Annotated in this window: 22 protein-coding genes; 8 read left to right on the top strand and 14 right to left on the bottom strand. The window is 67.1% G+C overall.

Annotated features, from left to right (window positions below; all coding sequences use genetic code 11):
• Positions 1-15: 15 nt before the first annotated feature.
• The 4 genes from ACSFBM_RS02085 to ACSFBM_RS02070 all read left to right on the top strand — a co-directional run bounded on the left by ACSFBM_RS02085 (position 16) and on the right by ACSFBM_RS02070 (position 4,451).
• On the top strand, positions 16-816 hold the full coding sequence (locus ACSFBM_RS02085) for an ABC transporter permease (protein WP_435440628.1): 801 nt from the start codon (positions 16-18) through the stop codon (positions 814-816).
• Positions 806-1,867 carry an ABC transporter ATP-binding protein gene (locus tag ACSFBM_RS02080; protein WP_435482916.1) on the top strand — a complete coding sequence of 354 codons (1,062 nt, stop codon included), beginning with the start codon at positions 806-808 and terminating at the stop codon, positions 1,865-1,867. Before ACSFBM_RS02085 ends, ACSFBM_RS02080 begins: the two co-directional genes overlap by 11 nt.
• Complete coding sequence (locus ACSFBM_RS02075) at positions 1,864-2,724, top strand: phosphodiesterase (protein ID WP_435482915.1); 861 nt, start codon at positions 1,864-1,866, stop codon at positions 2,722-2,724. Before ACSFBM_RS02080 ends, ACSFBM_RS02075 begins: the two co-directional genes overlap by 4 nt.
• A 65-nt stretch (positions 2,725-2,789) precedes the next feature.
• On the top strand, positions 2,790-4,451 hold the full coding sequence (locus ACSFBM_RS02070; RefSeq protein ID WP_435440625.1) for a Na/Pi cotransporter family protein: 1,662 nt from the start codon (positions 2,790-2,792) through the stop codon (positions 4,449-4,451).
• Between the two features lie 601 nt (positions 4,452-5,052).
• On the opposite strand, the gene ACSFBM_RS02065 is transcribed toward ACSFBM_RS02070, so the two are convergent.
• Positions 5,053-6,075 (bottom strand): bile acid:sodium symporter family protein, encoded by a 1,023-nt coding sequence (locus ACSFBM_RS02065; RefSeq protein ID WP_435482914.1) that lies wholly within the window; start codon positions 6,073-6,075, stop codon positions 5,053-5,055.
• Between the two features lie 70 nt (positions 6,076-6,145).
• Here ACSFBM_RS02065 and ACSFBM_RS02060 point away from each other — a divergent pair, with 70 nt between their 5' ends.
• On the top strand, positions 6,146-7,078 hold the full coding sequence (locus ACSFBM_RS02060) for a LysR family transcriptional regulator (RefSeq protein WP_435482913.1): 933 nt from the start codon (positions 6,146-6,148) through the stop codon (positions 7,076-7,078).
• On the opposite strand, the gene ACSFBM_RS02055 is transcribed toward ACSFBM_RS02060, so the two are convergent.
• Complete coding sequence (locus ACSFBM_RS02055; RefSeq protein WP_435482912.1) at positions 7,029-7,457, bottom strand: response regulator; 429 nt, start codon at positions 7,455-7,457, stop codon at positions 7,029-7,031. The two genes, ACSFBM_RS02060 and ACSFBM_RS02055, sit on opposite strands and share 50 nt — an antisense overlap.
• A 140-nt stretch (positions 7,458-7,597) precedes the next feature.
• Positions 7,598-8,584: a quinone oxidoreductase family protein gene (locus ACSFBM_RS02050; protein ID WP_435482911.1), complete on the bottom strand. Its 987-nt coding sequence runs from the start codon at positions 8,582-8,584 to the stop codon at positions 7,598-7,600.
• Positions 8,585-8,689: 105 nt separating this feature from the next.
• Here ACSFBM_RS02050 and ACSFBM_RS02045 point away from each other — a divergent pair, with 105 nt between their 5' ends.
• Positions 8,690-9,634: a DMT family transporter gene (locus tag ACSFBM_RS02045; protein WP_435482910.1), complete on the top strand. Its 945-nt coding sequence runs from the start codon at positions 8,690-8,692 to the stop codon at positions 9,632-9,634.
• Here the strand turns inward: ACSFBM_RS02045 and ACSFBM_RS02040 are convergent.
• The 4 genes from ACSFBM_RS02040 to ACSFBM_RS02025 all read right to left on the bottom strand — a co-directional run bounded on the left by ACSFBM_RS02040 (position 9,628) and on the right by ACSFBM_RS02025 (position 14,158).
• On the bottom strand, positions 9,628-10,416 hold the full coding sequence (locus ACSFBM_RS02040; protein ID WP_435482909.1) for an SDR family oxidoreductase: 789 nt from the start codon (positions 10,414-10,416) through the stop codon (positions 9,628-9,630). The genes ACSFBM_RS02045 and ACSFBM_RS02040 overlap by 7 nt on opposite strands.
• Before the next feature lie 11 nt (positions 10,417-10,427).
• On the bottom strand, positions 10,428-11,396 hold the full coding sequence (locus ACSFBM_RS02035) for a DMT family transporter (RefSeq protein WP_435482908.1): 969 nt from the start codon (positions 11,394-11,396) through the stop codon (positions 10,428-10,430).
• Positions 11,397-11,442: 46 nt separating this feature from the next.
• Positions 11,443-13,056: a gamma-glutamyltransferase family protein gene (locus ACSFBM_RS02030; protein WP_435482907.1), complete on the bottom strand. Its 1,614-nt coding sequence runs from the start codon at positions 13,054-13,056 to the stop codon at positions 11,443-11,445.
• A gap of 130 nt (positions 13,057-13,186) precedes the next feature.
• A complete protein-coding gene (locus ACSFBM_RS02025) occupies positions 13,187-14,158 on the bottom strand; it encodes a Bug family tripartite tricarboxylate transporter substrate binding protein (protein ID WP_435482906.1) in 972 nt (323 codons plus the stop codon).
• A gap of 97 nt (positions 14,159-14,255) precedes the next feature.
• On the opposite strand from ACSFBM_RS02025, the gene ACSFBM_RS02020 reads away from it, so the two are divergent.
• Entirely contained in the window at positions 14,256-15,185 is a 930-nt protein-coding gene (locus tag ACSFBM_RS02020) for a LysR family transcriptional regulator (RefSeq protein WP_435482905.1), read from the top strand.
• Positions 15,186-15,230: 45 nt separating this feature from the next.
• Here ACSFBM_RS02020 and ACSFBM_RS02015 read toward each other — a convergent pair whose 3' ends face one another.
• The 7 genes from ACSFBM_RS02015 to ACSFBM_RS01985 form a co-directional block, all read right to left on the bottom strand.
• Positions 15,231-16,742, bottom strand: coding sequence for a tripartite tricarboxylate transporter permease (locus tag ACSFBM_RS02015; protein WP_435482904.1), 1,512 nt, complete (start codon positions 16,740-16,742; stop codon positions 15,231-15,233).
• A 19-nt stretch (positions 16,743-16,761) separates the two neighbouring features.
• Positions 16,762-17,250 carry a tripartite tricarboxylate transporter TctB family protein gene (locus ACSFBM_RS02010; protein ID WP_435482903.1) on the bottom strand — a complete coding sequence of 163 codons (489 nt, stop codon included), beginning with the start codon at positions 17,248-17,250 and terminating at the stop codon, positions 16,762-16,764.
• A gap of 148 nt (positions 17,251-17,398) precedes the next feature.
• Positions 17,399-19,198, bottom strand: coding sequence for a type IV pilus assembly ATPase TfpB (gene tfpB / locus ACSFBM_RS02005; RefSeq protein ID WP_435482902.1), 1,800 nt, complete (start codon positions 19,196-19,198; stop codon positions 17,399-17,401).
• Positions 19,195-19,989, bottom strand: coding sequence for a spermine/spermidine synthase domain-containing protein (locus tag ACSFBM_RS02000; RefSeq protein WP_435482901.1), 795 nt, complete (start codon positions 19,987-19,989; stop codon positions 19,195-19,197). The genes tfpB and ACSFBM_RS02000 overlap by 4 nt, the downstream gene beginning before the upstream one ends.
• Entirely contained in the window at positions 19,989-20,501 is a 513-nt protein-coding gene (locus tag ACSFBM_RS01995) for a DNA-deoxyinosine glycosylase (protein WP_435483709.1), read from the bottom strand. Before ACSFBM_RS01995 ends, ACSFBM_RS02000 begins: the two co-directional genes overlap by 1 nt.
• A 67-nt stretch (positions 20,502-20,568) precedes the next feature.
• Positions 20,569-21,048: a hypothetical protein gene (locus ACSFBM_RS01990; RefSeq protein ID WP_435482900.1), complete on the bottom strand. Its 480-nt coding sequence runs from the start codon at positions 21,046-21,048 to the stop codon at positions 20,569-20,571.
• Between the two features lie 133 nt (positions 21,049-21,181).
• Positions 21,182-22,042 (bottom strand): TatD family hydrolase, encoded by an 861-nt coding sequence (locus tag ACSFBM_RS01985; RefSeq protein ID WP_435482899.1) that lies wholly within the window; start codon positions 22,040-22,042, stop codon positions 21,182-21,184.
• Positions 22,043-22,131: 89 nt separating this feature from the next.
• On the opposite strand from ACSFBM_RS01985, the gene ACSFBM_RS01980 reads away from it, so the two are divergent.
• Positions 22,132-23,154: a S1C family serine protease gene (locus tag ACSFBM_RS01980; protein ID WP_435482898.1), complete on the top strand. Its 1,023-nt coding sequence runs from the start codon at positions 22,132-22,134 to the stop codon at positions 23,152-23,154.

The raw sequence follows: 23,154 nt of genomic DNA, 5'->3' as shown, positions 1-23,154 counted from the left end.
CGAAGCCCACGCACCATGCGAAACAACACACACGCCAAGGCGCCCTTCCTGCTGGCCGTCACGGTCATCGTGAGCCTGTTCATGATCTCGCCGATGCTGCTGTCGGTCATGGCGGGCCTCGTCAACAACTACAGCGTCGGCCTGAAAAGCGGCCTCACCCTGCGCTGGCTCGCCGAGGTGTGGGAGAACTACGGCGGCACCGTCGGCTGGTCGATCGCGCTGGCCGTGGCCTGCGTCATTGGCACCGTGCTGCTGGGCGTGCCCTGCGCCTATGCGCTGGCGCGCAGCCGCTCGCGCGCGGCGCGCATCTTCGAAGAACTGCTGACGCTGCCGGTCGCGGTGCCGGGCCTGGCCACGGCACTCGCCCTGATCCTCGCCTACGGCCAACTCACCGCCTTTCGCCAGAGCTTCGCGTTCATCCTCGTGGGCCACATGATCTTCACGCTGCCCTTCATGGTGCGCACCGTGAGCTCGGCCTTCCAGCGCGACGACCTGCTCGCGCTGGAAGAGGCCGCGCGCTCGCTGGGCGCCAACTTTCGCCAGCGCTTCATGGGCATCCTGGTGCCGGCCGTGTTCCCTGCCATCGTGGCCGGCAGCCTGATGGTGTTCACGCTGTCGGTGGGCGAGTTCAACCTCACCTGGATGCTGCACACGCCGCTCACGCGCACCCTGCCCGTGGGCCTGGCCGACAGCTACGCCTCGATGCGCATCGAGATCGGATCGGCCTACACGCTGGTCTTCTTCGCCGTCATTCTTCCGGTGCTGTGGGGCCTGCAGTACCTTGCCAACCTGATGCAGAAACGCCATGGAACTTGAACGCATCCCTATCGACATTTCAAACTGCGCGAAGACCTATGCCGACGGCACGCGCGGCCTGCAACCCACCGACCTGCGGGTGGAGGCCGGCGAGGTGCTGGCCCTGCTCGGCCCCTCGGGCTGCGGCAAGACCACGCTGCTGCGGCTGATCGCCGGGCTGGAGGCGCCCGACGCGGGCTCCCGCATCGTGTTCGGCGACCAGGACGTCACGCAGCGCCCGGTCGAGCACCGCGGCGTGGGCATGGTGTTCCAGAGCTACGCGCTCTTTCCGCAGATGACGGTGGCGGCCAACATCGGCTACGGGCTGCGCATTCGCGGCGTGTCGCCCGCCGAAGAAAAGCGCAGCGTGGGCGAGCTGGTCGACCTGGTGCGCCTGGGCGGGCTGGAGAACAAGCGCCCCGCCGAACTCTCGGGCGGCCAACGGCAGCGCGTGGCGCTGGCGCGTGCCGTGGCCGTGCGCCCGCGCGTGCTGCTGCTCGACGAGCCGCTGGCCGCGCTGGACGCCAAGCTCAAGGAGTCGCTGCGCGACGAACTGGCCGAGCTGCTGCGCCGCCTGCACATCACGGCCATTCACGTCACGCACGACCAGCAGGAAGCACTGGCCATTGCCGACCGCCTCGCGGTGATGCGCGCCGGGCGCATCGTGCAGGTGGGGCGCGGCGAAGACCTTTACCGCGCACCGGCGCACCCCTTCGTTGCCGAGTTCCTGGGCCGGGTCAACCGGCTGGAGCGCGCGGCCGACGCCGTCACGCAGGGCGTTGTCCGACTCGGAGGGTCGAACCTTCCCTGCCCGGGCGCGTGGCAAAGCCATGCGACCCTGCTGGTCCGGCCTGAAGACATCGAGGTCGGCGCACAGCAGCCAGGCTGGGGCGCCGCCACCGTCGAACGCCGCACCTTCCTCGGCGACCGCGTGCAGCTGCACCTGCGCCTGCAGGACCAGCCCGTGCTCGTGGCCGACGTCGGTCGCGACAACCCCTTCGGACCGGGCGACGCGGTGGGTCTGCGCATCCACCCCGAGCGCCTGATGACATCGCAGGAAACCAGCGCATGACGACAACAACGAACAACAAGCTCACCGTCCTGGTCCAGCTGACCGACCTGCACATCCGCGAGCCGGGCCGGCTGGCCTACGGCCGCATCGACACGGCACCGTACCTCGAGCGCGCCGTGCAGTCGGTGCTGGCCCTGCGCCAGCCGCCCGACGCGGTGGTTGTCACCGGCGACCTGACCGACTTCGGCCGCGCCGCCGAGTACGAGCACCTTGCCCGCCTGCTCGCCCCGCTGACCATGCCGGTGTACCTGCTGCCCGGCAACCACGACGACCGCGACCAGCTGCGCCGCAGCTTTCCCGGCCATGCGTACCTGGGCACCGGCGCCGAGACCGGCGGCTTCATCCAGTATTCGGTGCGCGTCGGTCCGCTGCGCCTGCTCACCCTGGACACCTGCGTGCCCGGTGCGAGCCATGGATCGCTGTGCGACCAGCGACTGGCCTGGCTCGAAGCCCAGCTCGACGCCAGCCGCGACGAGCCCGTGGTGGTCGCCATGCACCACCCGCCGTTCCAGACGCTCATCGGGCACATGGACGAGATCGGCCTGCTGCAGGGCGCCGAGGCGCTCGAAGCGCTGCTTTCTCGATACACGAACGTCGAGCGCGTGATCTGCGGCCACCTGCACCGCGCCATCGACGTGCGCTTCGGCGGCACCATCGCCTCGACGTCGCCGGCGCAGGCCCACCAGGTGTGCCTCGACCTGGCGAGCGATGCGCCCTCGGCCTGGACGTTGGAGCCGCCCGCCTTCCGGGTGCATGCATGGTCCCCTGCCGGTCGACGGCTGGTGACCCATCTGGCGGCCTCTGGAAGCTTCGAAGGCCCTTATCCTTTCCACGACAACGGAGCGCTGATCGACTGAAACGCGTACTGGTGGAAAATGGGGGTCAAAACGAACCAAAACGAAAAGGATAGAACCCGACACCCATGAAGCATCTCCTGAATCTGCTCGCGGCCATTGCCTTGCTGGTGTGGGGTACGCAACTCGTTCGAACCGGCGTGCTGCGCGTCTTCGGCGCCAACCTGCGCAAGATCCTCGTGCAGAGCATGCGCAACCGGTTCACGGCCGCCCTGTCGGGCATCGGCGTGACCGCGCTGGTGCAGTCCAGCACCGCCACCTCCCTCATGACCTCGTCCTTCGTCGGGCAGGGCCTGGTCACGCTGCCTGCGGCGCTGGCGGTGATGCGGGGTGCGGACGTGGGCACGGCGCTGATATCGGTGCTGTTCTCGGCAGACCTCTCGTGGCTGTCGCCGATGTTCATCTTCGTGGGCGTGGTGCTGTTCATCACGCGCGCGGACACGGTGGCCGGCCGCGTGGGCCGGGTGCTGATCGGCCTGGGGCTGATGCTGCTGGCCCTCCAACTGGTGGTCGAAGCCACCGAGCCCCTGTTCTCCTCTCCGGCCGTGCGCGCGCTGCTCTCGTCGATCAACAGCGACGTGCTGCTGGAGATCACCATCGGCTCGGTGCTGGCCATCGTGGCCTATTCGAGCCTGGCGGTGGTGCTGCTGGTCGCGGCCATGGCGACCTCGAACGTGGTGCCCCTTGACGTGGCCCTGGGCCTGGTGCTCGGCGCCAACCTCGGCAGCGGCCTGCTGGCGGTGCTGACCACCGCCAAGGCGAGCGTCGCGGTGCGGCAGGTGACCATCGGCAACCTGCTCTTCAAGGCGCTGGGCGTGGCACTGGTCGCACCCTTCATCGGCCTGTGGATCCGCTACGTGCAGCCCGAGCTGCCCAACCAGACGCATGGCGTGGTGCTGTTCCACCTGGCGTTCAACGTGGTGATCAGCGTGGGCTTCATCGGCCTCACGCAATGGGTGGCCAAACTGGTCACGCGGATGCTGCCAACGCCGCAGCAACCCGCGGGCACCAGCCGGCCGCATCACCTCGACCCGTCCGCCTTGTCGACGCCATCGCTGGCCATTTCGAACGCCGCGCGCGAAGCGCTGCACCAGGCCGACATCGTGGAGACCATGCTCATCGGCGTGCTCGACGTGATCCGCAACAACGACACGCGGCTGTCGCAGGAGCTGCGGCAGCTCGACGACACGGTGGACGAGCTGTACTCGGCCATCAAGTACTACATGACGCGCATCTCGCGCGAGGCGCTGGGCGAAGAGGAAAGCCGGCGCTGGACCGACATCATCAGCTTCACGATCAACATGGAGCAGATCGGCGACATCATCGAGCGCGTGATCATCGACGTGGAAGACAAGAAGATCAAACCGCAGCGCAACTTCTCGCAAGCCGGCATGGCCGAGATCGTCGAGCTGCACGGCCGGCTGGTGGCCAACCTGCGGCTGAGCATGAGCGTGTTCCTGAACGGCAACGTGCGCGACGCGCAGAAGCTGCTGGAAGAGAAGGCTCGGTTTCGGGATCTGGAAAGAGCCTATGCGACGACTCATCTGGATCGGTTGTCGGATCGGACGACGCTCAGCATCGAGACGAGTTCTCTGCACATCGATTTGATCAGCGATTTGAAGCGGATCAATTCGCATATTTGCTCTATTGCTTATCCGATTCTTGAGTCGGCTGGGGCGTTGGCGCCTAGTCGGCTGCGGGAATCTCGGCTTGGGAAGATTGAGGGATAGGTCTGGTTTGGTTCCGGGGCCGGGACTCGCCCCGGCGGGCGACTTACTTTCTTTGCTTCGCCAAAGAAAGTAAGCAAAGAAAGGCGACCCCTGCTGGCTGCGTCCCTTCGCTTCGCTGCGGGCAACCTGCGGTGCTCACGTTTCGCGGGGTCTCGCCCAAACTCGCTTCGCTCGAACACGGGCGAGCCCTGATCCGCGAAACGCTGCGCTCCTCGGCGCATCCAGAAGGGGTGGGGATACCGACACGCCTTCGCTGCGCTCGGCTTCCGAAATTCCAACAGCCAACCCCAAATACCCAATACCAACCGCAGCAGGCGCGCAGCGCCTGCTGCGGTTGGTGGCCGAGCGAAGCAAAGGCCCGGGTGGTCTCCACCCCCTCTGGCTGCGCCGAGGAGCGGAGTGTTTCGCGGATCAGGGCTCGCAGCTGTTTGAGCGAAGCGAGTTCTGCGAGACCCCGCGAAACGCGAGCACCGCAGGTTGCCCGTAGCGAAGCGAAGGGTCGCAGACAGTGGGGTCGCCTTTTCTTTGCTTACTTTCTTTTGGCGAAGCAAAAGAAAGTAAGTCGCCCGCCGGGGCGAGTCCCGGCCCCGGAAAAAAAACCTCAGTCAGCCGTCTTAAGCCCCTGAGTCTTTTCAGCAGCAGCAACAGCAGGCACAACAACAGCCCGCCGCGCATACCGCTGCGCCAACACAGCACACACCATCAACTGCATCTGATGAAACAACATCAGCGGCAAAACAATGGCCCCCACAGCGTGCGACGCAAACAGCACCTTAGCCATCGGAATCCCGCTCGCCAGGCTCTTCTTGGACCCACAGAACACGATCGTGATCTCATCGGCAACGTCGAAGCCGAACTTGCGCGCCATGAACGTCGTGAGGGTCAAGGCCAGTGCCAGCAAGACCGCACAAACGAGCAGCAAGCCCAGCAGCGCACTCACAGGAATCTGCTTCCAGAGCCCTTCGATCACCGCCGCGCTGAACGCCGTGTAGACCACCAGCAGGATCGACCCCTGGTCGACGAACTTCAGCACCGCCGCCCGCTTCTGCACCCACTTGCCGATCACCGGCCGCAGCAGGTGCCCGGCCAGGAACGGCACCATCAGCTGCAGAAGAATGCGCCCGATCGAATCGAACGACGAGGTCGCATTGCCGCCGTGCGGCAACACCACCAGGTTCACCAGCACCGGCGTGATGAACACCCCGAGCAGCGTGGAAGCCGAGGCACTACAGATGGCAGCGGGCATGTTCCCGCGCGCCATGGCGGTGAACGCGATGGCCGACTGCACGGTGGCCGGCAGCACGCAGAGAAACAGCACGCCGGTGTACAGGTCGGGCGTCACCAGCGGCGACAGCACCGGCTTCAGCGCCAGCCCCAGCACGGGAAACAGGACGAAGGTGCTCGCGAACACCAGCAGGTGCAGCCGCCAGTGCGTGATGCCCGCCATGATCGCTTCGCGCGAGAGCTTGGCGCCGTGCAGGAAGAACAGCAGGCCGATCGCGACGGTCGTCAGTCCTTCGAAGAAATGCGCAGCGCGCCCGCTGGCGGGCAGCAGGCTTGCAAGGGTCACGACCGAGACGAGCGCGAGCGTGAAGTTGTCGGGGAGAAAGCGTGAACGGGCCATGACCCGGATTGGACGCCGCCGCCATTCAAAAGAGAAATGGATTTATCGGATGGATATATGATTTCAATGCATGAACGTCACCCTGCGTCAGCTCCGCGTGTTCCGCTCGGTCGCCGAGGGCCGCAACTTCAGCCGGGCTGGGGACCAGGTGGGCCTGAGCCAGCCGGCGGTGAGCCGCTCGATCCTGGAGCTTGAAGGGCAGCTCGGCCTCAAGCTGCTAGACCGCACCACGCGCGAGGTGGTGCTGACCGAGGCCGGCCACGCGCTCGCGGCACGGCTGGACCGGGTGCTCGACGACCTCGACCAGACACTGCAGGACGTGGCAGGCCTTGCCAGCGCGCGCGGCGGCAAGGTGCGGGTGGCGAGCAGCCCCACGCTCTCGGCCAACCTCATGCCGGCCTGCATCGCCACCTGCGCCGAACAGGCGCCCGGCATCCAGTTTCTGCTGCTCGACCGCATCCAGCAGGACGTGCTCGACAGCGTGCGCAGTGGCGAGGTCGACTTCGGCGTGGTCATCGAGCCTTCGGAAGCGGGCGACCTGCACTGCGAGCCCATCCTGAACGACCCCTTCGTGCTGGTGCTGCCGCCCACGCACCGGCTCGCGCAAAAAACGTCCGTTCGCTGGAGCGCGCTCGAAGGCGAGGCGCTGGTGTTGCTCGACCACGCCTCGGGCAGCCGCCGCCTGATCGACCAGGCGCTGGAGCGCCATGGGGCGCATTGCGACGTGAAGCAGCAGCTCGGCCATCCGACCACGATTTTCCGGATGGTGGAAGCCGGCATCGGCATCAGCGTGATGCCGGGCATGTCGTTGCCGCCGGAAGGGCTGGCACAGCTGGCCGTGCGCCCGCTGACGCCGCGCGTTCAGCGCGCCGTGATGCTCATCCGCCGCGGCAACCGGGCGCTCTCGCCCCTGGCGCAGCATGTGTGGGGCATCGTGCGCGACACCGCCTTGCTCAGTGCGGCAACTTTTTCTGGCGCAACGGCACCGAAGGCTGAACCGTGAAATGCAACTGCCGCTGTTGCACGCAGTAGTCGATCAGGTCTTCCACCTCGGTGGCCTTGTCGAACACCGCGTCCGCGCCCAGCAAGGCGCACTTGCGGCGCATTTCGGGCGTGGCGTAGTTGCTCAGCACCACCACCTTCTGCGCCGGATCGCGCTCGCGGCAGGCCTCCAGCACGCGAAAACCGGTGCCGTCCTTCAGGAACAGGTCGACGATGGCCAGGTCCCATTGCGACAGGTTGCCGGTGAGCCAGCGCGTTCCTTCGGCTTCCGATTCGGCCTGCCCGATGGGGTCGATGCGCGCGACCTCCCGCAGGGTGCCCACGAGGTTCTCCCGGATGGTGGGGTTGTCTTCGACGATGAAGGTGCGAATGGTGGTCATCACGGCCTGGGCTTGAATGGTGCGCTCATGCGCTAGCGATCGAGGCTACAAAATGCATCCTGCACAAGTCGAAGGCATGACACCCCAGCCCAGGTAGGACAAGTCTGTCGCCGTTCACCGGGGTTCTGCCGGCCGCAGGCTCAGAGCGTCAGGATCGTGCAGCCCGTGGTCTTGCGCGCTTCGAGGTCGCGGTGCGCCTGCTGCACGTCGGCCAGCGCATAGCGCTGTTCGATCGGAATCTTCACCGCGCCGCTGCGCACCACCGCGAACAGATCGTCGGCCATCGCCTGCGTGCTTTCGCGCGTGCTCATGTGGGTGAACAGCGTGGGCCGGGTGACGTACAGCGAGCCCTTGGACGCCAGCGTGCCGAGGTTGATCGGCGGCACCGGGCCCGAGCCGTTGCCGAACACCGCCAGCAGGCCGAACGGGCGCAGGCAGTCGATGGAGCCTTCGTAGGTGTCCTTGCCCACCGAGTCGTACACCACCTTCACGCCCTTGCCGCCGGTGATCTCCTTCACGCGGGCGGCGAAGTTCTCGGTGCTGTAGTTGATGGCGTGCGCCGCGCCGTGCTCGAGCGCCAGCTTGCACTTGGCGTCGCTGCCGGCCGTGCCGATCAGCTGCAGGCCCAGCGCCCTGGCCCATTGGCAGGCAATGAGGCCCACGCCGCCGGCGGCCGCATGGAACAGGATGAAGTCGCCGGCTTGCAGGCCTTCGGCCGGCAGCGTCTTCTTCAGCAGGTACTGCGTGGTCAGGCCCTTGAGCATCATGGCCGCGCCGGTCTCGAAGGAGATGTCGTCGGGCAGCTTGCACACGCACTTGGCCGGCATCACGCGCAGCTCGCAGTAGGCGCCCGGCGGCGGGCTCGCGTAGGCCGCGCGGTCGCCGGCCTTCAGGTGCGTCACGCCCTCGCCCACCGCCTCGACGATGCCCGAGGCCTCCATGCCGAGCTGCAGCGGCATCTGGAACGGGTAGAGCCCGCTGCGCTGGTAGGTGTCGATGAAGTTCAGGCCCACGGCCTTGTGGCGGATGCGGATCTCGCCGGGGCCGGGCTCGCCGACTTCCACGTCGACGATCTTCAGTTCTTCGGGGCCGCCATGGCGGTCGATACGGACGGCTTTGCTGATCATCGTTGGAGTCTCCAAGCACGGGGAAAAAAGGAAGACGAGCATCCTGCCACGCCCGGGTGTCCCGCGGCGGCGCAGGCCATCATTGCCCGGGTAGAGTCGGCGGCCATGTCCACACCGCCGCAGCACCTCTCGCGCCACGCGCCACTCACAGCCCTGACCGTCCTCCTGCTGCTCGTTCCGCCGCTGCTGTGGGCCAGCAATGCGGTCGTCGGCCGCATGGTGCGCGACCTGGTGTCGCCGGTCACGCTGAACTTCGTGCGCTGGATCATCGCCTTCGTGCTGTTGCTTCCGCTGGCCGCACCGGTGCTGCGCCGCGGCAGCCCGCTGTGGGCGCACTGGAAGCGCTATGCGGTGCTCGGGCTGTTGGGCATCGGCCTGTACAACGCCTTCCAGTACCTGGCGCTGCAGACGTCCACACCGATCAACACCACGCTGGTCGGCTCCAGCCTGCCGCTGTGGATGCTCGCGGTGGGCACGCTGTTCTTCGGCGCCCGCGTCAATGCGCGCGAGATCGGCGGCGCGCTGCTGTCGATGGCCGGCGTGCTGCTGGTCCTGAGCCGCGGCGAATGGCGGCAACTGCTCGGCCTGCGGCTGGTGCCCGGCGACCTGTACATGATTGCGGGCACCATCGCCTGGGCCTTCTACAGCTGGCTGCTGGCGCGCACGCACGAGCCGAAGGCGGTGCGCCAGGACTGGGCCGCCTTCCTCATGGCGCAGCTGGTGTTCGGCCTGGCCTGGTCGGGCGCGCTGGCGGCAGGCGAATGGACGCTGACCGACGCGCACATCGACATGGGCTGGCCGCTCGCCGCCGCCATGCTGTTCATCGGCATCGGCCCCGCGCTGGTCGCCTACCGCTGCTGGGGCACGGGGGTGCAGCGCGCGGGCCCACAGGCGGCGAGCGTCTTCATGAACCTCACGCCGCTGTTCGCGGCGGTGCTGTCGGCGGCCTTCCTGCGCGAGCCGCCGCACTGGTACCACGGGGCGGCGTTCCTGCTGATCGTGGGCGGGATCGTGGTGGCGGCGCGGCGCTCTCGTGAACCCGCTCAGTAGGTACCCGGGTAGGCCCCACCGTCGGCCAGCACGTTCTGCCCGGTCATGTATCCGGCCTGCTGGCTGCAGAGAAACGCGCAGATGGCGCCGAACTCGGCCGGCGTGCCGAAGCGCTTGGCCGGGATGTTCTTCTTGCGGGCTTCCCACACGGTGTCGAAGTCCTGGCCGGTCTTCTGCGCCGTGCCGGCCATGGTGCCCTTGAGGCGGTCGGTGTCGAAGGAGCCGGGCAGCAGGTTGTTGATGGTCACGCCCTGCGCCGCGATGGGCGTGCGCGCCACGCCGGCCACGAAGCCGGTGAGGCCGCTGCGCGCGCCGTTGGAGAGGCCCAGGATGTCGATGGGCGACTTCACCGAGCTCGACGTGATGTTGACGATGCGCCCGAAGCCGCGCTGGGCCATGCCGTCCACCGTGGCCTTGATGAGCTCGATGGGCGTGAGCATGTTCGCGTCGACCGCCTTGATCCACGCCTCGCGGTCCCAGTTGCGGAAGTCACCGGGCGGCGGGCCGCCGGCGTTGGTGACGACGATGTCGAAGTCGTGGCCCAGCGCGAACACGGCCGCGCGGCCGGCTTCGGTGGTGATGTCGGCGGCCACGTGCTTGACGAACGCGCCCGCCGTGGCGGCTTGCGTCAGCTTCTTCGCGGCGGCGTCCAGCGCCTCGGCGCCGCGCGCCACGATCACCACGTTCACGCCTTCGCGCACCAGCGCCTCGGCGCAACCGTAGCCCAACCCCTTGCTTGCGCCGCACACCAGCGCGGTCTTGCCTGCAATACCCAGATCCATGTTGTTTGCTCCTATCGTGCAGGGGCAGGGCGCCCCTTGCGTGTGAAAACGAAGATGCCCGCAATGACGAGCACCGTGCCGGCGGCGATCCACGGCGTGAACGGCTCGCCGAGTATGACCACCCCCATGAGGATGGTGGACAGGGGCCCGATCATGCCGGTTTGCGCCGCCACCGCCGGGCCGATGCGCTCGATGGCCATCATCACCATGAGGACGGGCACCGCGGTACACAGCGTGGCGTTGAGCACCGACAGCCAGACGACTTCGGGCGCCACCTCGAAGGCCGCGCTCATCGGCCGCGTGAGCACGAACTGCAGGATGCACAGCAGGCAGGCCACGGTGGTGGCCAGCCCCACGAGCCGCAGCGACCCGAGGCGCTTGACGAACTCGCCGCTGTAGACGAGGTAGCCCGCATAGCTCACCGCGCTCAGGAACACCAGGAACGCGCCCCAGGCCGCCGCGCCGCCGCCCTTGCCGCCGCCGCCGGTCCACAGCTCGTGGCCGAACACCAGCAGCACGCCGGCGTAGCTCACGACCATGCCCAGCACCTGCGGGCGCGTGGCGCGCCGCCGGTACAGCAGCCAGCCGAACAGCAGCACCAGCGTGGGGTTGAGATAAAGAATGAGCCGCTCGAAGCTCGCCGAGATGTACGCGAGCCCCGCAAAGTCGAGAAAGCTCGCGAGGTAATAGCCCGAGAAGCCGAGGCCGACCACGCCGAGCCAGTCGCGGGCCGTGAGCTTCGGCTTGCCGCGCCCCGCCCACCATGCCATCACCGCGAAGAGCGGCAACGCGAACAGCATGCGCAGCATGATGAGGGTGATGGCGTCCACGCCGTAGCGGTAGGCCAGCTTGACGATGATGGCCTTGCCGCTGAACGCGATGGCGCCCAGGGTGGCAAGGACCAGGCCGGACGCGTAGCCCTTTCTGGGCGCGTCGTGAGGGGGAATGGGAATGCCGGCCGATGCGGCTGTCTTGTTCATCCCCCGATCATCGCGGCAAGCTCGCGCCCTTGCTGCGCCCCCTGGCTCAATACCCCGCAGCCACGCCGTCGCGGCGCGGGTCGCTGGCGGCCACGTAGCCTTCCACCGAGGGCTCGCCCGCGCGCCAGATGAACTGGCCCGCGCCGAAGTCCTGGTACGAGTCGTTGATCACTTCCAGGTGGTGGCCCAGGTCGCGCAGGCCTTGCAGCGCGGCCGGGTTCATCGCCGCCTCGACGTTGATTTCCAGACCCGCGTTGAAGCGCCAGCGCGGCGCGTCGCAGGCGGCCTGCGGGTTCTGCTTGTAGTCGAGCATGCGCACCAGGGTCTGCATGTGGCCCTGGGGCTGCATGTTGCCGCCCATCACGCCGAAGCTCATCACCGGCTGGCCGTCCTTGGTGAGGAAGGCCGGAATGATGGTGTGGAACGGGCGCTTGCCCGGCGCCACCACGTTCGGGCTCTCGGCCTTCAGGCTGAAGCCGTGGCCGCGGTTCTGCAGGCTGATGCCGAACTCGGGCTCCACGCAACCCGAGCCGAAGCCCATGAAGTTGCTCTGGATGAAGCTCACCATCATGCCGCTCTCGTCAGCCGCCGTGAGGTAGATGGTGCCGCCCTTCACCGGGTTGCCGGCCTTGAAGTCCTGTGCCTTCTTCACGTCGATGAGGCGCGCGCGCGAGGCGAGGTAGGCGTCGTCGAGCATCTGCTCGGTGGTCACTTCCATGGTGCCGCGTTCCGACACGTAGCGGTACACGTCGGCAAAGGCCAGCTTCATCGCTTCGATCTGCAGATGCTGCGACTGCACCGAGTCGACCGGCAGCGAGGCGATGTCGAACTTCTCGAGGATGCCCAGCGCGATGAGTGCCGCGATGCCCTGCCCGTTCGGCGGAATCTCGTGCAGCGTGTGGCCGCGGTAGTCGCGCGAAATCGGCTTGACCCACTCGGGCTGGTAGGCAGCCAGGTCGGCCACCGTCAGCGAGCCGCCCTGCTCGGCGGAAAACTTGGCCAGCGCCTCGGCGATCTCGCCGTTGTAATAGGCCTCGCCCTTGGTGCGCGCAATGGCCTTGAGCGCACGCGCGGCGGCCGTGAAGCGGAACAGCTCGCCCACTTCGGGCGCGCGGCCCCACGGCAGGAAGGTCTGCGCGAAGCCCGGCTGCGACTGCAGCACCGGCGTGGCCGCAGCCCACTTGCCCTGCACCACCGGCGGCACCAGGTAGCCGCGCTCGGCGATGTCGATGGCCGGCGCCAGCAGGTCGGCGAACGGCAGCTTGCCGAAGCGCTCGCTCATCGCGACCCAGCCGCGCACCGCGCCGGGCACGGTGACCGAGTCGATGCCGCGCATCGGCGGCGTGGTGGCGTCGGCGCCGTACTTGGCCTTGAAGTACTCGGGCGTCCAGGCCTTGGGCGCCGGGCCCGAAGCGTTCAGGCCGTGCAGTTCCTTGCCGTCCCACAGGATGCAGAAGGCGTCGCTGCCCAGGCCGTTGCTCACCGGCTCGACCAGCGTCATCACGGCGGCGGTGGCAATGGCCGCATCGACCGCGTTGCCGCCCTGCTGCAGGATGCGCAGGCCGGCCTGCGAGGCCAGCGGGTGCGAGGTCGAGACCACGTTGCGCGCGAAGATCGGGATGCGCGTGGAGAGGTAGGGGTTGGCGTAGTCAAACTTCATACAGTGCCTTCAAAGATAGCTTGAACAATTCAGGAACACCGCGGAACCGGCTTTGCCGGGCCGCTGGTGTTGCCCCCGGTAGGGGGTTGGCGAAGCGACACGAAGTGCGCGCAGCCTGGGGGCGAGCCCATTACTCGTTGGTGATCTTGCGGTCTACGACGATCTTTTTCCACTTGGCGGCGTCGACCGCCACCATCTTCGCGAACTGGTCGGGCGTGCCCGGCGTCGCGGGCTCGATGCCCAGGCGCGCGAGCTTTTCCTTGACCTCGGGGTCGGCCAATGCTTCGTTCGCTGCCTTGTTGATGCGCGCCACCAGGTCGGCCGGCAGGTTCTTCGGACCGTAGAAGCCGAACCAGGTGTTCGACTCGTAGCCCGGCAGCGTGTCGGCAATGGGCGGCAGCTCGGGCGCCAGTGGGCTGCGCTTGAGCGAGGTGACGCCCAGCGCGCGCAGTCGGCCGTCGCGCACGTGCGGCATGCCGGTGGGCAATGAGTCGAACAGCACGTCGACCTTGCCGCTGATCAGGTCGGGAATGGCAAGTGCCGTGCCCTTGTACGGAATGTGCGTGACGAACACGCCGGCCTGCGCCTTGAACAGCTCCGCCGTCAGCTGCACGATGGTGCCGTTGCCGCTCGACGCGTAGTTGAGCTTGCCGGGGTTCTTCTTGGCGTAGTCGATCCATTCGCGCACGGTCTTGGCGGGCGAGTTGACCGGCACCAGCATGATGCTGGCCGCGTCGCCCACGTGGGCGATGGGCGTGAAGTCGCGCACCGTGTCGTACGGCAGCTTACTGATGGCCGGGCCGATGGAGTGCGTGCTGGTGGTGGCCAGAAGAATGGTGTATCCGTCGGGTGCAGCCTTGGCGGCCTGGTCGGAGCCGATGGCACCGCCGGCGCCGGGCTTGTTGTCGACCACCAGCGTGGTGCCGAGCTTCTCGCCCATCTTCTGGCCCAGCGTGCGGGCAAAGAGGTCGGTGGCGCCGGCCGCCGGGAACGGCACGATCAGCCGGATGGGCTTGGTCGGGTAGCCCTGGGCCAGGCTGGCGGACGACGCGGCCAGGCACAGCGCAGCGGCAAAGCCTTGAAGGAACTGGATTCTTTTCATGGTGCTGGATTCTGGACCGGTGGAAAAACCTTGCATGCTATTCAGCGTCCGCGCATCAAGCCAGATAATTCTGCTTATTCAACTATGAGCGCTGCTTATGACAAAGAACGCCACCGAAGAGGTCTCGCTGCAGCAGCTTCGCGCGCTGGCGGCGGTGGCCGAAACAGGCAGCTTCACGCTGGCGGCCGAAAGCCTGCAGCTGACCCAGCCGGCGATCAGCCACCTGATCAAGCGCATGGAAGAAGAGCTCGGCCAGCCGTTGGTGGTGCGGGGCCGCCGCATCCAGCTGACGAGCGCGGGCCAGGTGATGGTGGAGACTGCCGTGCGCGCGCTGCGGTTGATCGACGAGTCGGTGGGCGCCTGCCGTTCGCAGTCGCAGTTGCGCGAAGGCCGCGTCGTGCTGGCGGTGGGCCACCTGACCGCGGGCGCATTGCTGCCGCCGTTGCTGGGCCGCTTCTCGCAGCAGCACCCGACGCTGGCGACCACGCTGCTCGACAGCACGGCCGAGCAAATGATCTCGCGTGTGCTGTCGCAGGAGGCCGACCTGGGCTTCGGCTCGGACATCGGCCAGAAGCATTCGGAGCTGGCGACGGAGCCGCTTTTTTCCGAGCGCATGGCCTTGTTCGTGCGTGAAGACCATGCGCTGGCGCAGCGTGTGGTGGTCGACGCGCGGCACCTGGAGTCCTTGCCGTTCATTCATGTGAATCCGGACGCGAACGTGTGGCGTTCTGTCAGCCGCCAGCTCTCGAGCATGGCCAACGTGTATCCGCGGGTGGTGCATCACGTGTCGATGTTGTCGACGGCCTTCGGCCTGATCCAGGCGGGCGCGGGTGTGGCGCTGTTGCCGCGCTACGTGGAGGTGCTGATGCCGCCCAATCTGCGCGCGGTGGCCGTCACCCGCCCGACGCTGGAGTACCCCGTGGTCGCGGTGCGGCTGGCCAAGCATCCGTTGAGCCCTGCCGCCCTTGCCTTCCTGGCCATGGCGCGCCAGCACATGAAGCCGCCGCGCTCAGGCAAGCCCCAGTAAAAACGGCGCCCGAAGGCGCCGTTTTCAAAGAGCGCAAGGCTCAGGTCATTCCTCGACGAAGGCTTCCTCGCGCTTCGACTTCACCGCGGGCAGCAGCACGATGACCAGCAGCAGTGCAGCCGCAGCCAGCAGGCTCGCCGAGATCGGACGCGTCACGAACACGCTCCAGTCGCCGCGCGACAGCAGCAGCGAACGGCGCAGGTTTTCTTCCATCATCGGCCCCAGGATGAAGCCGAGCAGCAAGGGTGCAGGCTCGCAACCCAGCTTGAAGAAGGTGTAGCCCACCAGACCGAAGATGCCCACCATCCAGATGTCGAAGGTGTTGTTGTTGGTCGAGTACACGCCGATCGCGCAGAACAGCACGATCGCCGGGAACAGGTACTTGTACGGCACCGACAGCAGCTTGATCCACATGCCGATCAGCGGCAGGTTCAGGACGATCAGCATCGCGTTGCCGATCCACATCGAGGCGATCAGGCCCCAGAACAGCTCGGGGTTGCTGGTCATCACCTGAGGACCGGGCTGGATGTTGTGGATCGTCATGGCGCCCACCATCAGCGCCATCACCGCGTTGGGCGGAATGCCCAGCGTGAGCAGCGGAATGAAGGAGGTCTGCGCACCGGCGTTGTTCGCCGATTCAGGTGCCGCCACGCCGCGGATGTTGCCCTTGCCGAAGGGCACTTCGCCCGGCTTCAGCTTGGTCTTCTTCTCGATCGTGTAGGCCGCGAAAGCCGCCAGCAGCGCACCGCCGCCGGGCAGGATGCCCAGGGCCGAACCGAGGGCCGTGCCGCGCAGCACGGCGGGAATCATGCGCTTGAAGTCTTCCTTGGTCGGGAACAGGCCCGAAACCTTGGCCGTGAACACTTCGCGCTCGTCGTCGGGGCGCGAGAGGTTGGCAATGATTTCGCCGTAGCCGAACACGCCCATGGCGATGGCCACGAAGCCGATGCCGTCGGTGAGTTCCGGAATGTCGAAGCTGTAGCGCGCGACACCCGAATTCACGTCGGTACCGACCAGGCCCATCAGCAGGCCCAGCACGATCATCGCGATGGCCTTGAGCAGCGAGCCCGACGCCAGCACCACGGCACCGATCAGGCCCAGGATCATCAGCGAGAAATACTCGGCGGGGCCGAACTTGAAGGCCAGCTCGGTCAGCGGCGGCGCAAAGGCAGCCAGGATCAGCGTGCCCACGCAACCCGCGAAGAACGAACCCAGGCCGGCCGCTGCGAGTGCGGGACCCGCACGGCCCTTGCGCGCCATCTGGTAGCCGTCGATCACGGTCACCACCGACGAAGACTCGCCGGGCAGGTTGACCAGGATGGCCGTGGTGGAGCCGCCGTACTGGGCGCCGTAGTAGATGCCGGCCAGCATGATGAGTGCCGACACGGGCGGCAGCGCGTACGTGGCGGGCAGCAGCATCGCGATGGTCGCGACCGGGCCGATGCCCGGGAGCACGCCGATCAGCGTGCCCAGAATGCAGCCGACCAGGCAGTACAGCAGGTTGGTGAAGGTAAAGGCAACGCCAAAACCCATCGAGAGGTGTTCAAACAATTCCATGATGTGAGTCGCTTGTTTCTCAGCCGGTGATGAAGGTCGGCCAGACCTGGATCTGGAGCTTGAGCGCCCAGATGAAGGCCACGTAGCTGCCGACAGCCAGAACGGTGGCCAGGACCAGCACCTTCTTGAGGTCGAACTCGTTGCCTGCGAGGCTGGCGATGATCACCAGCGCGTAGATGGCGATGATCATTCCCATGGCCGGCACGCCCAGGCTCGGCAGGCCGCCGAGCAGAACGCCGAACGCCAGGTTGGCACCCAGGATGAACACGACCTGCTTCCAGGCCCATTTGCCGATTTTTTCGCCGTCGGTGGTTTCAACGGTCAAGCCGGTGAACATGATCCCGAGGCCGATGACGGCCATCAGGATGCCGAGCATCAACGGGAAATAACCCGGGCCCATTCGGGCACCCGAGCCCACCGTGTAGGTGGTGGCGCCCCATGCGAACGCCACACCGACCACGGTGAACATCAGACCCGAAAAAAAGTCTTTCTGACTCTTGATCTTCACGAACAGTCTCCTCGAACAATTTCGATGCGGGATTGTCGAGTCAGCTTCCGGTCAGCCTGATGTGGATTCCACTAACCAAAGGCCTAGGGATAACCCGAAAGAACACAGTGGCCCCGTGAAGGCCGGCCGATATGGAAACAAGAGGACTCTATTCCAGGGGCGGCGTGGCGCTCAGCACTTCCTCGATGGTGGTCAGGCCCTCGGCCACGCGCAGCGCACCGGCCAGCCGCAGCGGTCGCATGCCGTCGATCACGGCCTGCCTGCGCAGGCCCGACAGGTTGGGCTCCTTGGTCACCTGAGCCTTGAACGCCTCGCTGATGCTCAGCAGCTCGTACAGCCCCATGCGCCCCATGTAGCCGGTCATGCGGCAATCGACGCAGCCCACCGGCTTGTAGGCGCGCACCGAGCCCGTGATCTGCCAGGGCTTGACGATGGTCTCCAGCTTCTCGCGGGTGACGGTGTCGTCGGGCTGCTTGCAGTGCGGGCACAGCGTGCGCACCAGCCGCTGGGCCAGCACGCCGAGCATCACCGCGTTGATGAGGTACGAAGGCACGCCCAGCTCCATCAGCCGCGTGATGGCGCTCGGCGCGTCGTTGGTGTGCAGCGTGCTGAACACCAGGTGGCCGGTGAGCGCGGCCTGCACCGCCATCTCGGCGGTGGCCAGGTCGCGGATTTCGCCGACCATGATGATGTCCGGGTCCTGCCGCATCAGCGCGCGCAGGCCCTCGGTGAAACCGAAGTCCAGCTGCGGCTGCACCTGCGTCTGGTTGAACGAGGGCTCGATCATTTCGATCGGGTCTTCCACCGTGCTCACGTTGACCTCTTCGGTCGCCACGCGCTTCAGCGTGGAATACAACGTGGTGGTCTTGCCCGATCCGGTGGGCCCCGTCACCAGGATGATCCCGTTGGGCCGCGTGACCAGCTGTTCCCAGCGCTGCGCATCGTGCTGCGCGAAGCCCAGCGCGTCGAGGTCCTTCACCGCGGTGTCGGGGTCGAAGATGCGCATCACCATCTTCTCGCCGAAGGCCGTGGGCAGGGTCGACAGGCGCATTTCGACCTCGTCGCCGCGCATGTTGCGCGTCTTGATGCGGCCGTCGAGCGGGCGGCGCTTTTCCACCACGTCCATGCGGCCCAGCAGCTTGATGCGCGCGACCATCGCGTTCATCACGCCCATGGGCATCTGGTAGGCCGGATGCAGGATGCCGTCGATGCGGAAACGGATCACGCCCTGCTCGCGGCGCGGCTCCAGGTGGATGTCGCTCGCGCGCTGGTCGAAGGCGTACTGCCACAGCCAGTCGACCACCTGCACCACGCTCTGGTCGTTGGCGTCGAGCTGCTTGTTGCTCTTGCCCAGTTCCACCAGCTGCTCGAAGCTCGCGCCGCCGGTGTTGCCGCCGGCCTTCTGCGCCGCGCGCACCGACTTCGCGAGCGCGAAGAACTCGGCCGTGTAGCGCTGGATGTCCGAGGGGTTGGCCACCACGCGGCGCACCGTGCGTTTCGCCTGGCGCTCGACCTCGGAGATCCAGTCGGTGAGAAAGGGCTCGGCGGTGGCCACCACCACCTCGTGGGGCAGCACCTGCACCGGGAGCACCTTGTGGCGCTCGGCATAGCCCGCGCTCATGGTGTCGGCCACCTTGCCCACGTCGACCTTCAACGGGTCGATGCGCAGGTAGGCCAGCCCCGCGCGGCCGGCGAGCCATTGCGTGAGCATTTCGAGATCGAGCGGCTTGCTGTCGCTCTCGCGCGTCATGGCCACATTGGCCAGGCGCACCAGCGGCGCCTGGCGGCTTTCGGCCTGCGCGCAGCGCGCGATGGTCCGCTTGGCCTCGACCGGGGAGATCACGCCGTCGGCGGCGAGCCATTCGATCAGGCGGCGCAGTTCGAGGGGGCCTTCGTGGCGGGTGGCCAAGGGAACGGGGGCGGAAGCAGCGGGAACAGCAGCGCTCATGAGCCGGAAGGTCGGGTGATGGAGAGATTCTGGGGTTTGAACACCCGCAGCCACTTGGGCGCGGGCAAGCCCCAGCGAGTCTGGATCGTTTGCGCGCGCTCGGCAAGCACCTCGCGCTTCGGACGGCTGGGGGTGCGCTGCGCCAGCACCACCGTGTTGCCTTCGCGCGTCGCCTTGAAGGCCCAGACCGCATCGGCGCCGAAGGCGGCCGCAATCTTCTCCAGGCTGCGCTCGTAGCTCGACGAGCGGCCGAACAGGTTGACCGTCATGCAGCCGTCCTCGGTGAGCAGCGCGCGGCAGTCGGCATAGAAGTCTTCGCTGTCGAGCACGGGTGCGGCGGCCTCGTGGTCGTACAGGTCGACCTGCAGTGCATCGACCGTCTGGTGCCACTCGGGCTTGCGGATCTCGGCGGCCGCGTCGGCGATCACCACGCGCAGCTTCGGGTCGTCGGCCGGCAGCTTGAACCAGCCGCGGCAGGCCGACACCACCTGCGGGTTCAGCTCGACGGCGGTGGTGCGCATGCGCAGGATCTTTCGGCTGAACTTGGTGAGCGTGGCCGCGCCCAGGCCGAGCTGCATGGCGTGGCGGCTGGCCACGGTCTTGCCGTCGGCGAACAGCAGCCAGGCCATCATGCGCTGCACGTACTCGAGTTCGATCTCGAAGGGCGCGTCGATCTTCATCGAGCCCTGGACCCATTCGGTGCCCAGGTGCAGGTAGCGGATGTCGCCCCAGTCGGAAAAATTGACTTCGGGGAGGACCAGGGTCGGGACGGGTGTTTTGCTCGATGCCATCAGAGAAGGTGGTGGGCGACGAAGACCTCGCGCCAGGCCGCGAGCTTGCGCTCGAAGCTCCACGACGCGTTGGCGGGGCTGGTGGATGGCAGCGAATGAACCGGCACGCCCAGGGTGCGCGTGTGGCGCGCGTGCTTGAAGCTTTCGCCGCCGTTGTGGGCAATGGCGGCGAGCCTGGGCAGGTGCAGCCCGGCGATGTCGTTCACCACGGGCGAGCGGATGGCCGAGTCGAGGCTGCCCTCGCGCTCGCAGGCGCCGTACACGTCCCACACGCCCAGGCCGCGCTCGAGCAGCCATTGGCAACGCCGGCCGTAGCTGTGGTCGCCCGAGGGGAGGGGAATGTCGGGCCACACGACTTGCAGGATCTTCCAGAACTGGTTTTGGGGGTGTGCATAGTACTGCTGCCGTTCGAGCGACTTCACACCGGGAAAGCTGCCGAGCACGAGCACGGCCGTGTTCGGCGAAACGATGGGCGCGAGCCCGGTGAGCACAGGTGAATTCATGGGCGGCATGGTGCCACTGTCGGGCCCCATGAAAAAACCCGCCGAAGCGGGTTCTTTCGTGCGCGCCGAAGCAGGCTTACTGCTTCTTGGCGGCTGCGTTCTCGGCGGTGCCGGGAATCTTCTCGCCGATGGCGGCGCCGGTGCTGCGCATGCCGTCGGCCGCCTTGTGACCGGTGTTTTCAACGGCGTCGCCGGTCTTCACGGCGGCGTTCTTGGTGGCCGTGGTGGCCTTCTTGGTGGTGCGCTTGGTGGCGTTCCAGGCCTTCTTGCTGCCGTTTTCGGTGGCATTGGCGGCCTTCTTGGTGGTGCGCTTGGTCGCGTCCCAGGCCTTTTCGGCGCCGTTTTCGGTGGCGTTCACGGCCTTCTTGGTCGTGCGCTTGGTGGCATCGACGGCGTTGCTGCCGGCTTCCTTCACCTTTTCGCCGGTGGTGGGCTCGGCCGTGGCCGGGGTTGCCGCGGTGGCGGGAGCGGTGGTCTGCGCCACGGCCGACACGCCGATGGAGGCGAGCGCCAGCGCGAGGACGACAGGCATGGTGCGAATGAAAGATGTGGTCATGTAAAGGCTCCTGTTTGGATGAAGTTTTTGAAGTGACTGACTTGCCACTGGTCTAAGCAACGAACTTCCGAACCTCAAGGATGACAGTAAATCCGCAGCATCTGCACACACGTGCGCAGGTCGGGACGTTGGCCTACGCGCGGTGCGGCGGGCGTTCCGACAGCGGCGTGAGATTTTTCAGACGTGGCAGCGTGTCGAGCGCATTCCGGGTGGTGGCTTCGGCCAGTTCCTCGGTGCTGACTCCACGCAGGCCGGCCACCACGCCGGCAATGCGCGGCAGCTCCCCGGGGTCGTTGCGGCCCTGCGGTTCGCCAGCGTCGCGCTGGGCTTGGGTGCGGTAGAGCCAGTGCGGCTGGATGTCGGGCGCGTCGGTCTCCATCACGATCGATTCGAGCGGCAAGGTGCTGGCCAGTCGGCGCAGCTGCAGCGCGCGCTCGAAGGTCACCGCGCCGCCGAAGCCCAGCTTCAGGCCCAGCGCGATGCAGGCCCGGGCCTGCTGCTCGCTGCCGTTGAAGGCATGGGCGATGCCCTGCCACGGCTGGCCGCCCGATGTCTGCCGCAGGTGCTTGAGCACCTTGTCGACGGAGCGGCGTACATGGATGAGCACGGGTAACCCGTGCTTGCGTGCCAGTTGCAACTGAGTGTGAAAGAAACGCTCCTGCTTCGGGCCGTCCAGGCCTTCCACGAAGTAGTCGAGCCCGATTTCGCCGACCGCCACCAGGCGCGGGTCGCCGCGGTGCGCGGTGAGCTCGGCGTCGAGCGTGTCGAGGTCTTCGTCCTTGGCCTCTGCGGTGCACAGCGGATGAATGCCCAGCGCATAGGCGTCGCCTTGCGCGTGGGCCAGCGCGCGCACGGTCGTGAAATTGAAGACGGCCACGGCGGGAATGACGCACATCGCCACGCCCCTTTCGGCGGCGCGGGCGCGGATTTCGGGCATTTGCGCACCGAACTCGGGCGCGTCCAGATGGCAATGGGTATCGACGAAGGTAGCCATCGGGCGATGATGCCCGAAGGGATGCACGGCCGCGGAAAGCGTGCTACCGTGAACTCCTTCACGCGATATTTTTTGCCGGAGGTGCTCCGATGCGCAGGCCTGCTTTCTACAGCCGTTCGCCACGCACGCCGCCACCGGCCGCAGAGGCGGCCGAGAGTGCGCAGGCGTCAGCATCGCCTGTCGCCACCGGCGCAGCGGGTTCGGCCGGTGCCGCCCCCGTCGCTCAGGCCGCGACGGCGAAGAAGACAGGCTGGCAACCCGGACGCCGCAGCTTCGCACTCCTGGTCGTGCTGTCGGCCGCACTGGTCGGCGGTGCCATCTGGGCACCCCGCCCCGGCGCCAAGGCCCTCACCCAGAAAGACATCGACGCGGCCGTGCTGCGCACGCTGCAGACCAACACCCTGCCCTCGCCCGCGTCCAAGGCGGCGGACATCATCCGGCCTTCCGTGGTGCGCGTGGTGAGCTACGGCGAAGAAAAGAACACCCCCGAAGCCAAGACCCAGAAGCGCGGCCGCAACCTGGCCAAGGGCAAGGCGCCCGAAGCGCCCAACGACGGTGGGCCGACCGGCGAGGTCGAGCGCGGCGTGGGCACGGGCGTGGTGATCGTCGACAAGGGTGTGATCCTCACCAACCTGCACGTGGTCGCGGGCGCCGACAAGATCAAGGTCACCTTCTTCGACGGCCTGGAGGCCGTTGCCACCATTACCGGCGTGCAGCCCGAGAACGACCTGGCGGTGCTGCAGGCGCAGAAGGTGCCCGACGACCTCATTCCCGCCACCATGCGCTCGACCGCCGACCTGCGCCCCGGCGATCAGGTGGCGGCCGTGGGCTTTCCGTTCGGCATCGGGCCGTCGGTGTCGGCCGGCGTGGTGTCGGGCCTGAAGCGCTCGTTCCGCTCGCCCGAGGGCAAGCAGGAGCTGGGCAACCTGATCCAGTTCGACGCGGCCGCCAACCCCGGCAATTCGGGCGGCCCGCTCATCAACATGGACGGCGAGGTGCTGGGCATCGTCACCGCCATCCTCAACCCGACGCAGCAGCGCACCTTCATCGGCATCGGCTTCGCGGTGCCCATAGAGAACGCGGCCTCCGCCGCCGGGTCGCCGCCGTTCTGA

Source organism: Variovorax pasteuri, assembly GCF_051216435.1.
GTDB lineage: Bacteria > Pseudomonadota > Gammaproteobacteria > Burkholderiales > Burkholderiaceae_C > Variovorax.
The sequence above is the reverse complement of the archived record's forward strand: the minus strand, read 5'-3'. Positions and strand labels throughout refer to the sequence as shown.

Excerpts from the sequence above, each read along its gene's own strand:
- ACSFBM_RS02085 (WP_435440628.1), top strand. The coding sequence starts at position 16 with ATGCGAAACAACACACACGCCAAGGCGCCCTTCCTGCTGGCCGTCACG.
- ACSFBM_RS02080 (WP_435482916.1), top strand. The coding sequence starts at position 806 with ATGGAACTTGAACGCATCCCTATCGACATTTCAAACTGCGCGAAGACC.
- ACSFBM_RS02075 (WP_435482915.1), top strand. The coding sequence starts at position 1,864 with ATGACGACAACAACGAACAACAAGCTCACCGTCCTGGTCCAGCTGACC.
- ACSFBM_RS02070 (WP_435440625.1), top strand. The coding sequence starts at position 2,790 with ATGAAGCATCTCCTGAATCTGCTCGCGGCCATTGCCTTGCTGGTGTGG.
- ACSFBM_RS02065 (WP_435482914.1), bottom strand. The coding sequence starts at position 6,075 with ATGGCCCGTTCACGCTTTCTCCCCGACAACTTCACGCTCGCGCTCGTC.
- ACSFBM_RS02060 (WP_435482913.1), top strand. The coding sequence starts at position 6,146 with ATGAACGTCACCCTGCGTCAGCTCCGCGTGTTCCGCTCGGTCGCCGAG.
- ACSFBM_RS02055 (WP_435482912.1), bottom strand. The coding sequence starts at position 7,457 with ATGACCACCATTCGCACCTTCATCGTCGAAGACAACCCCACCATCCGG.
- ACSFBM_RS02050 (WP_435482911.1), bottom strand. The coding sequence starts at position 8,584 with ATGATCAGCAAAGCCGTCCGTATCGACCGCCATGGCGGCCCCGAAGAA.
- ACSFBM_RS02045 (WP_435482910.1), top strand. The coding sequence starts at position 8,690 with ATGTCCACACCGCCGCAGCACCTCTCGCGCCACGCGCCACTCACAGCC.
- ACSFBM_RS02040 (WP_435482909.1), bottom strand. The coding sequence starts at position 10,416 with ATGGATCTGGGTATTGCAGGCAAGACCGCGCTGGTGTGCGGCGCAAGC.
- ACSFBM_RS02035 (WP_435482908.1), bottom strand. The coding sequence starts at position 11,396 with ATGAACAAGACAGCCGCATCGGCCGGCATTCCCATTCCCCCTCACGAC.
- ACSFBM_RS02030 (WP_435482907.1), bottom strand. The coding sequence starts at position 13,056 with ATGAAGTTTGACTACGCCAACCCCTACCTCTCCACGCGCATCCCGATC.
- ACSFBM_RS02025 (WP_435482906.1), bottom strand. The coding sequence starts at position 14,158 with ATGAAAAGAATCCAGTTCCTTCAAGGCTTTGCCGCTGCGCTGTGCCTG.
- ACSFBM_RS02020 (WP_435482905.1), top strand. The coding sequence starts at position 14,256 with ATGACAAAGAACGCCACCGAAGAGGTCTCGCTGCAGCAGCTTCGCGCG.
- ACSFBM_RS02015 (WP_435482904.1), bottom strand. The coding sequence starts at position 16,742 with ATGGAATTGTTTGAACACCTCTCGATGGGTTTTGGCGTTGCCTTTACC.
- tfpB (WP_435482902.1), bottom strand. The coding sequence starts at position 19,198 with ATGAGCGCTGCTGTTCCCGCTGCTTCCGCCCCCGTTCCCTTGGCCACC.
- ACSFBM_RS02000 (WP_435482901.1), bottom strand. The coding sequence starts at position 19,989 with ATGGCATCGAGCAAAACACCCGTCCCGACCCTGGTCCTCCCCGAAGTC.
- ACSFBM_RS01995 (WP_435483709.1), bottom strand. The coding sequence starts at position 20,501 with ATGCCGCCCATGAATTCACCTGTGCTCACCGGGCTCGCGCCCATCGTT.
- ACSFBM_RS01990 (WP_435482900.1), bottom strand. The coding sequence starts at position 21,048 with ATGACCACATCTTTCATTCGCACCATGCCTGTCGTCCTCGCGCTGGCG.
- ACSFBM_RS01985 (WP_435482899.1), bottom strand. The coding sequence starts at position 22,042 with ATGGCTACCTTCGTCGATACCCATTGCCATCTGGACGCGCCCGAGTTC.
- ACSFBM_RS01980 (WP_435482898.1), top strand. The coding sequence starts at position 22,132 with ATGCGCAGGCCTGCTTTCTACAGCCGTTCGCCACGCACGCCGCCACCG.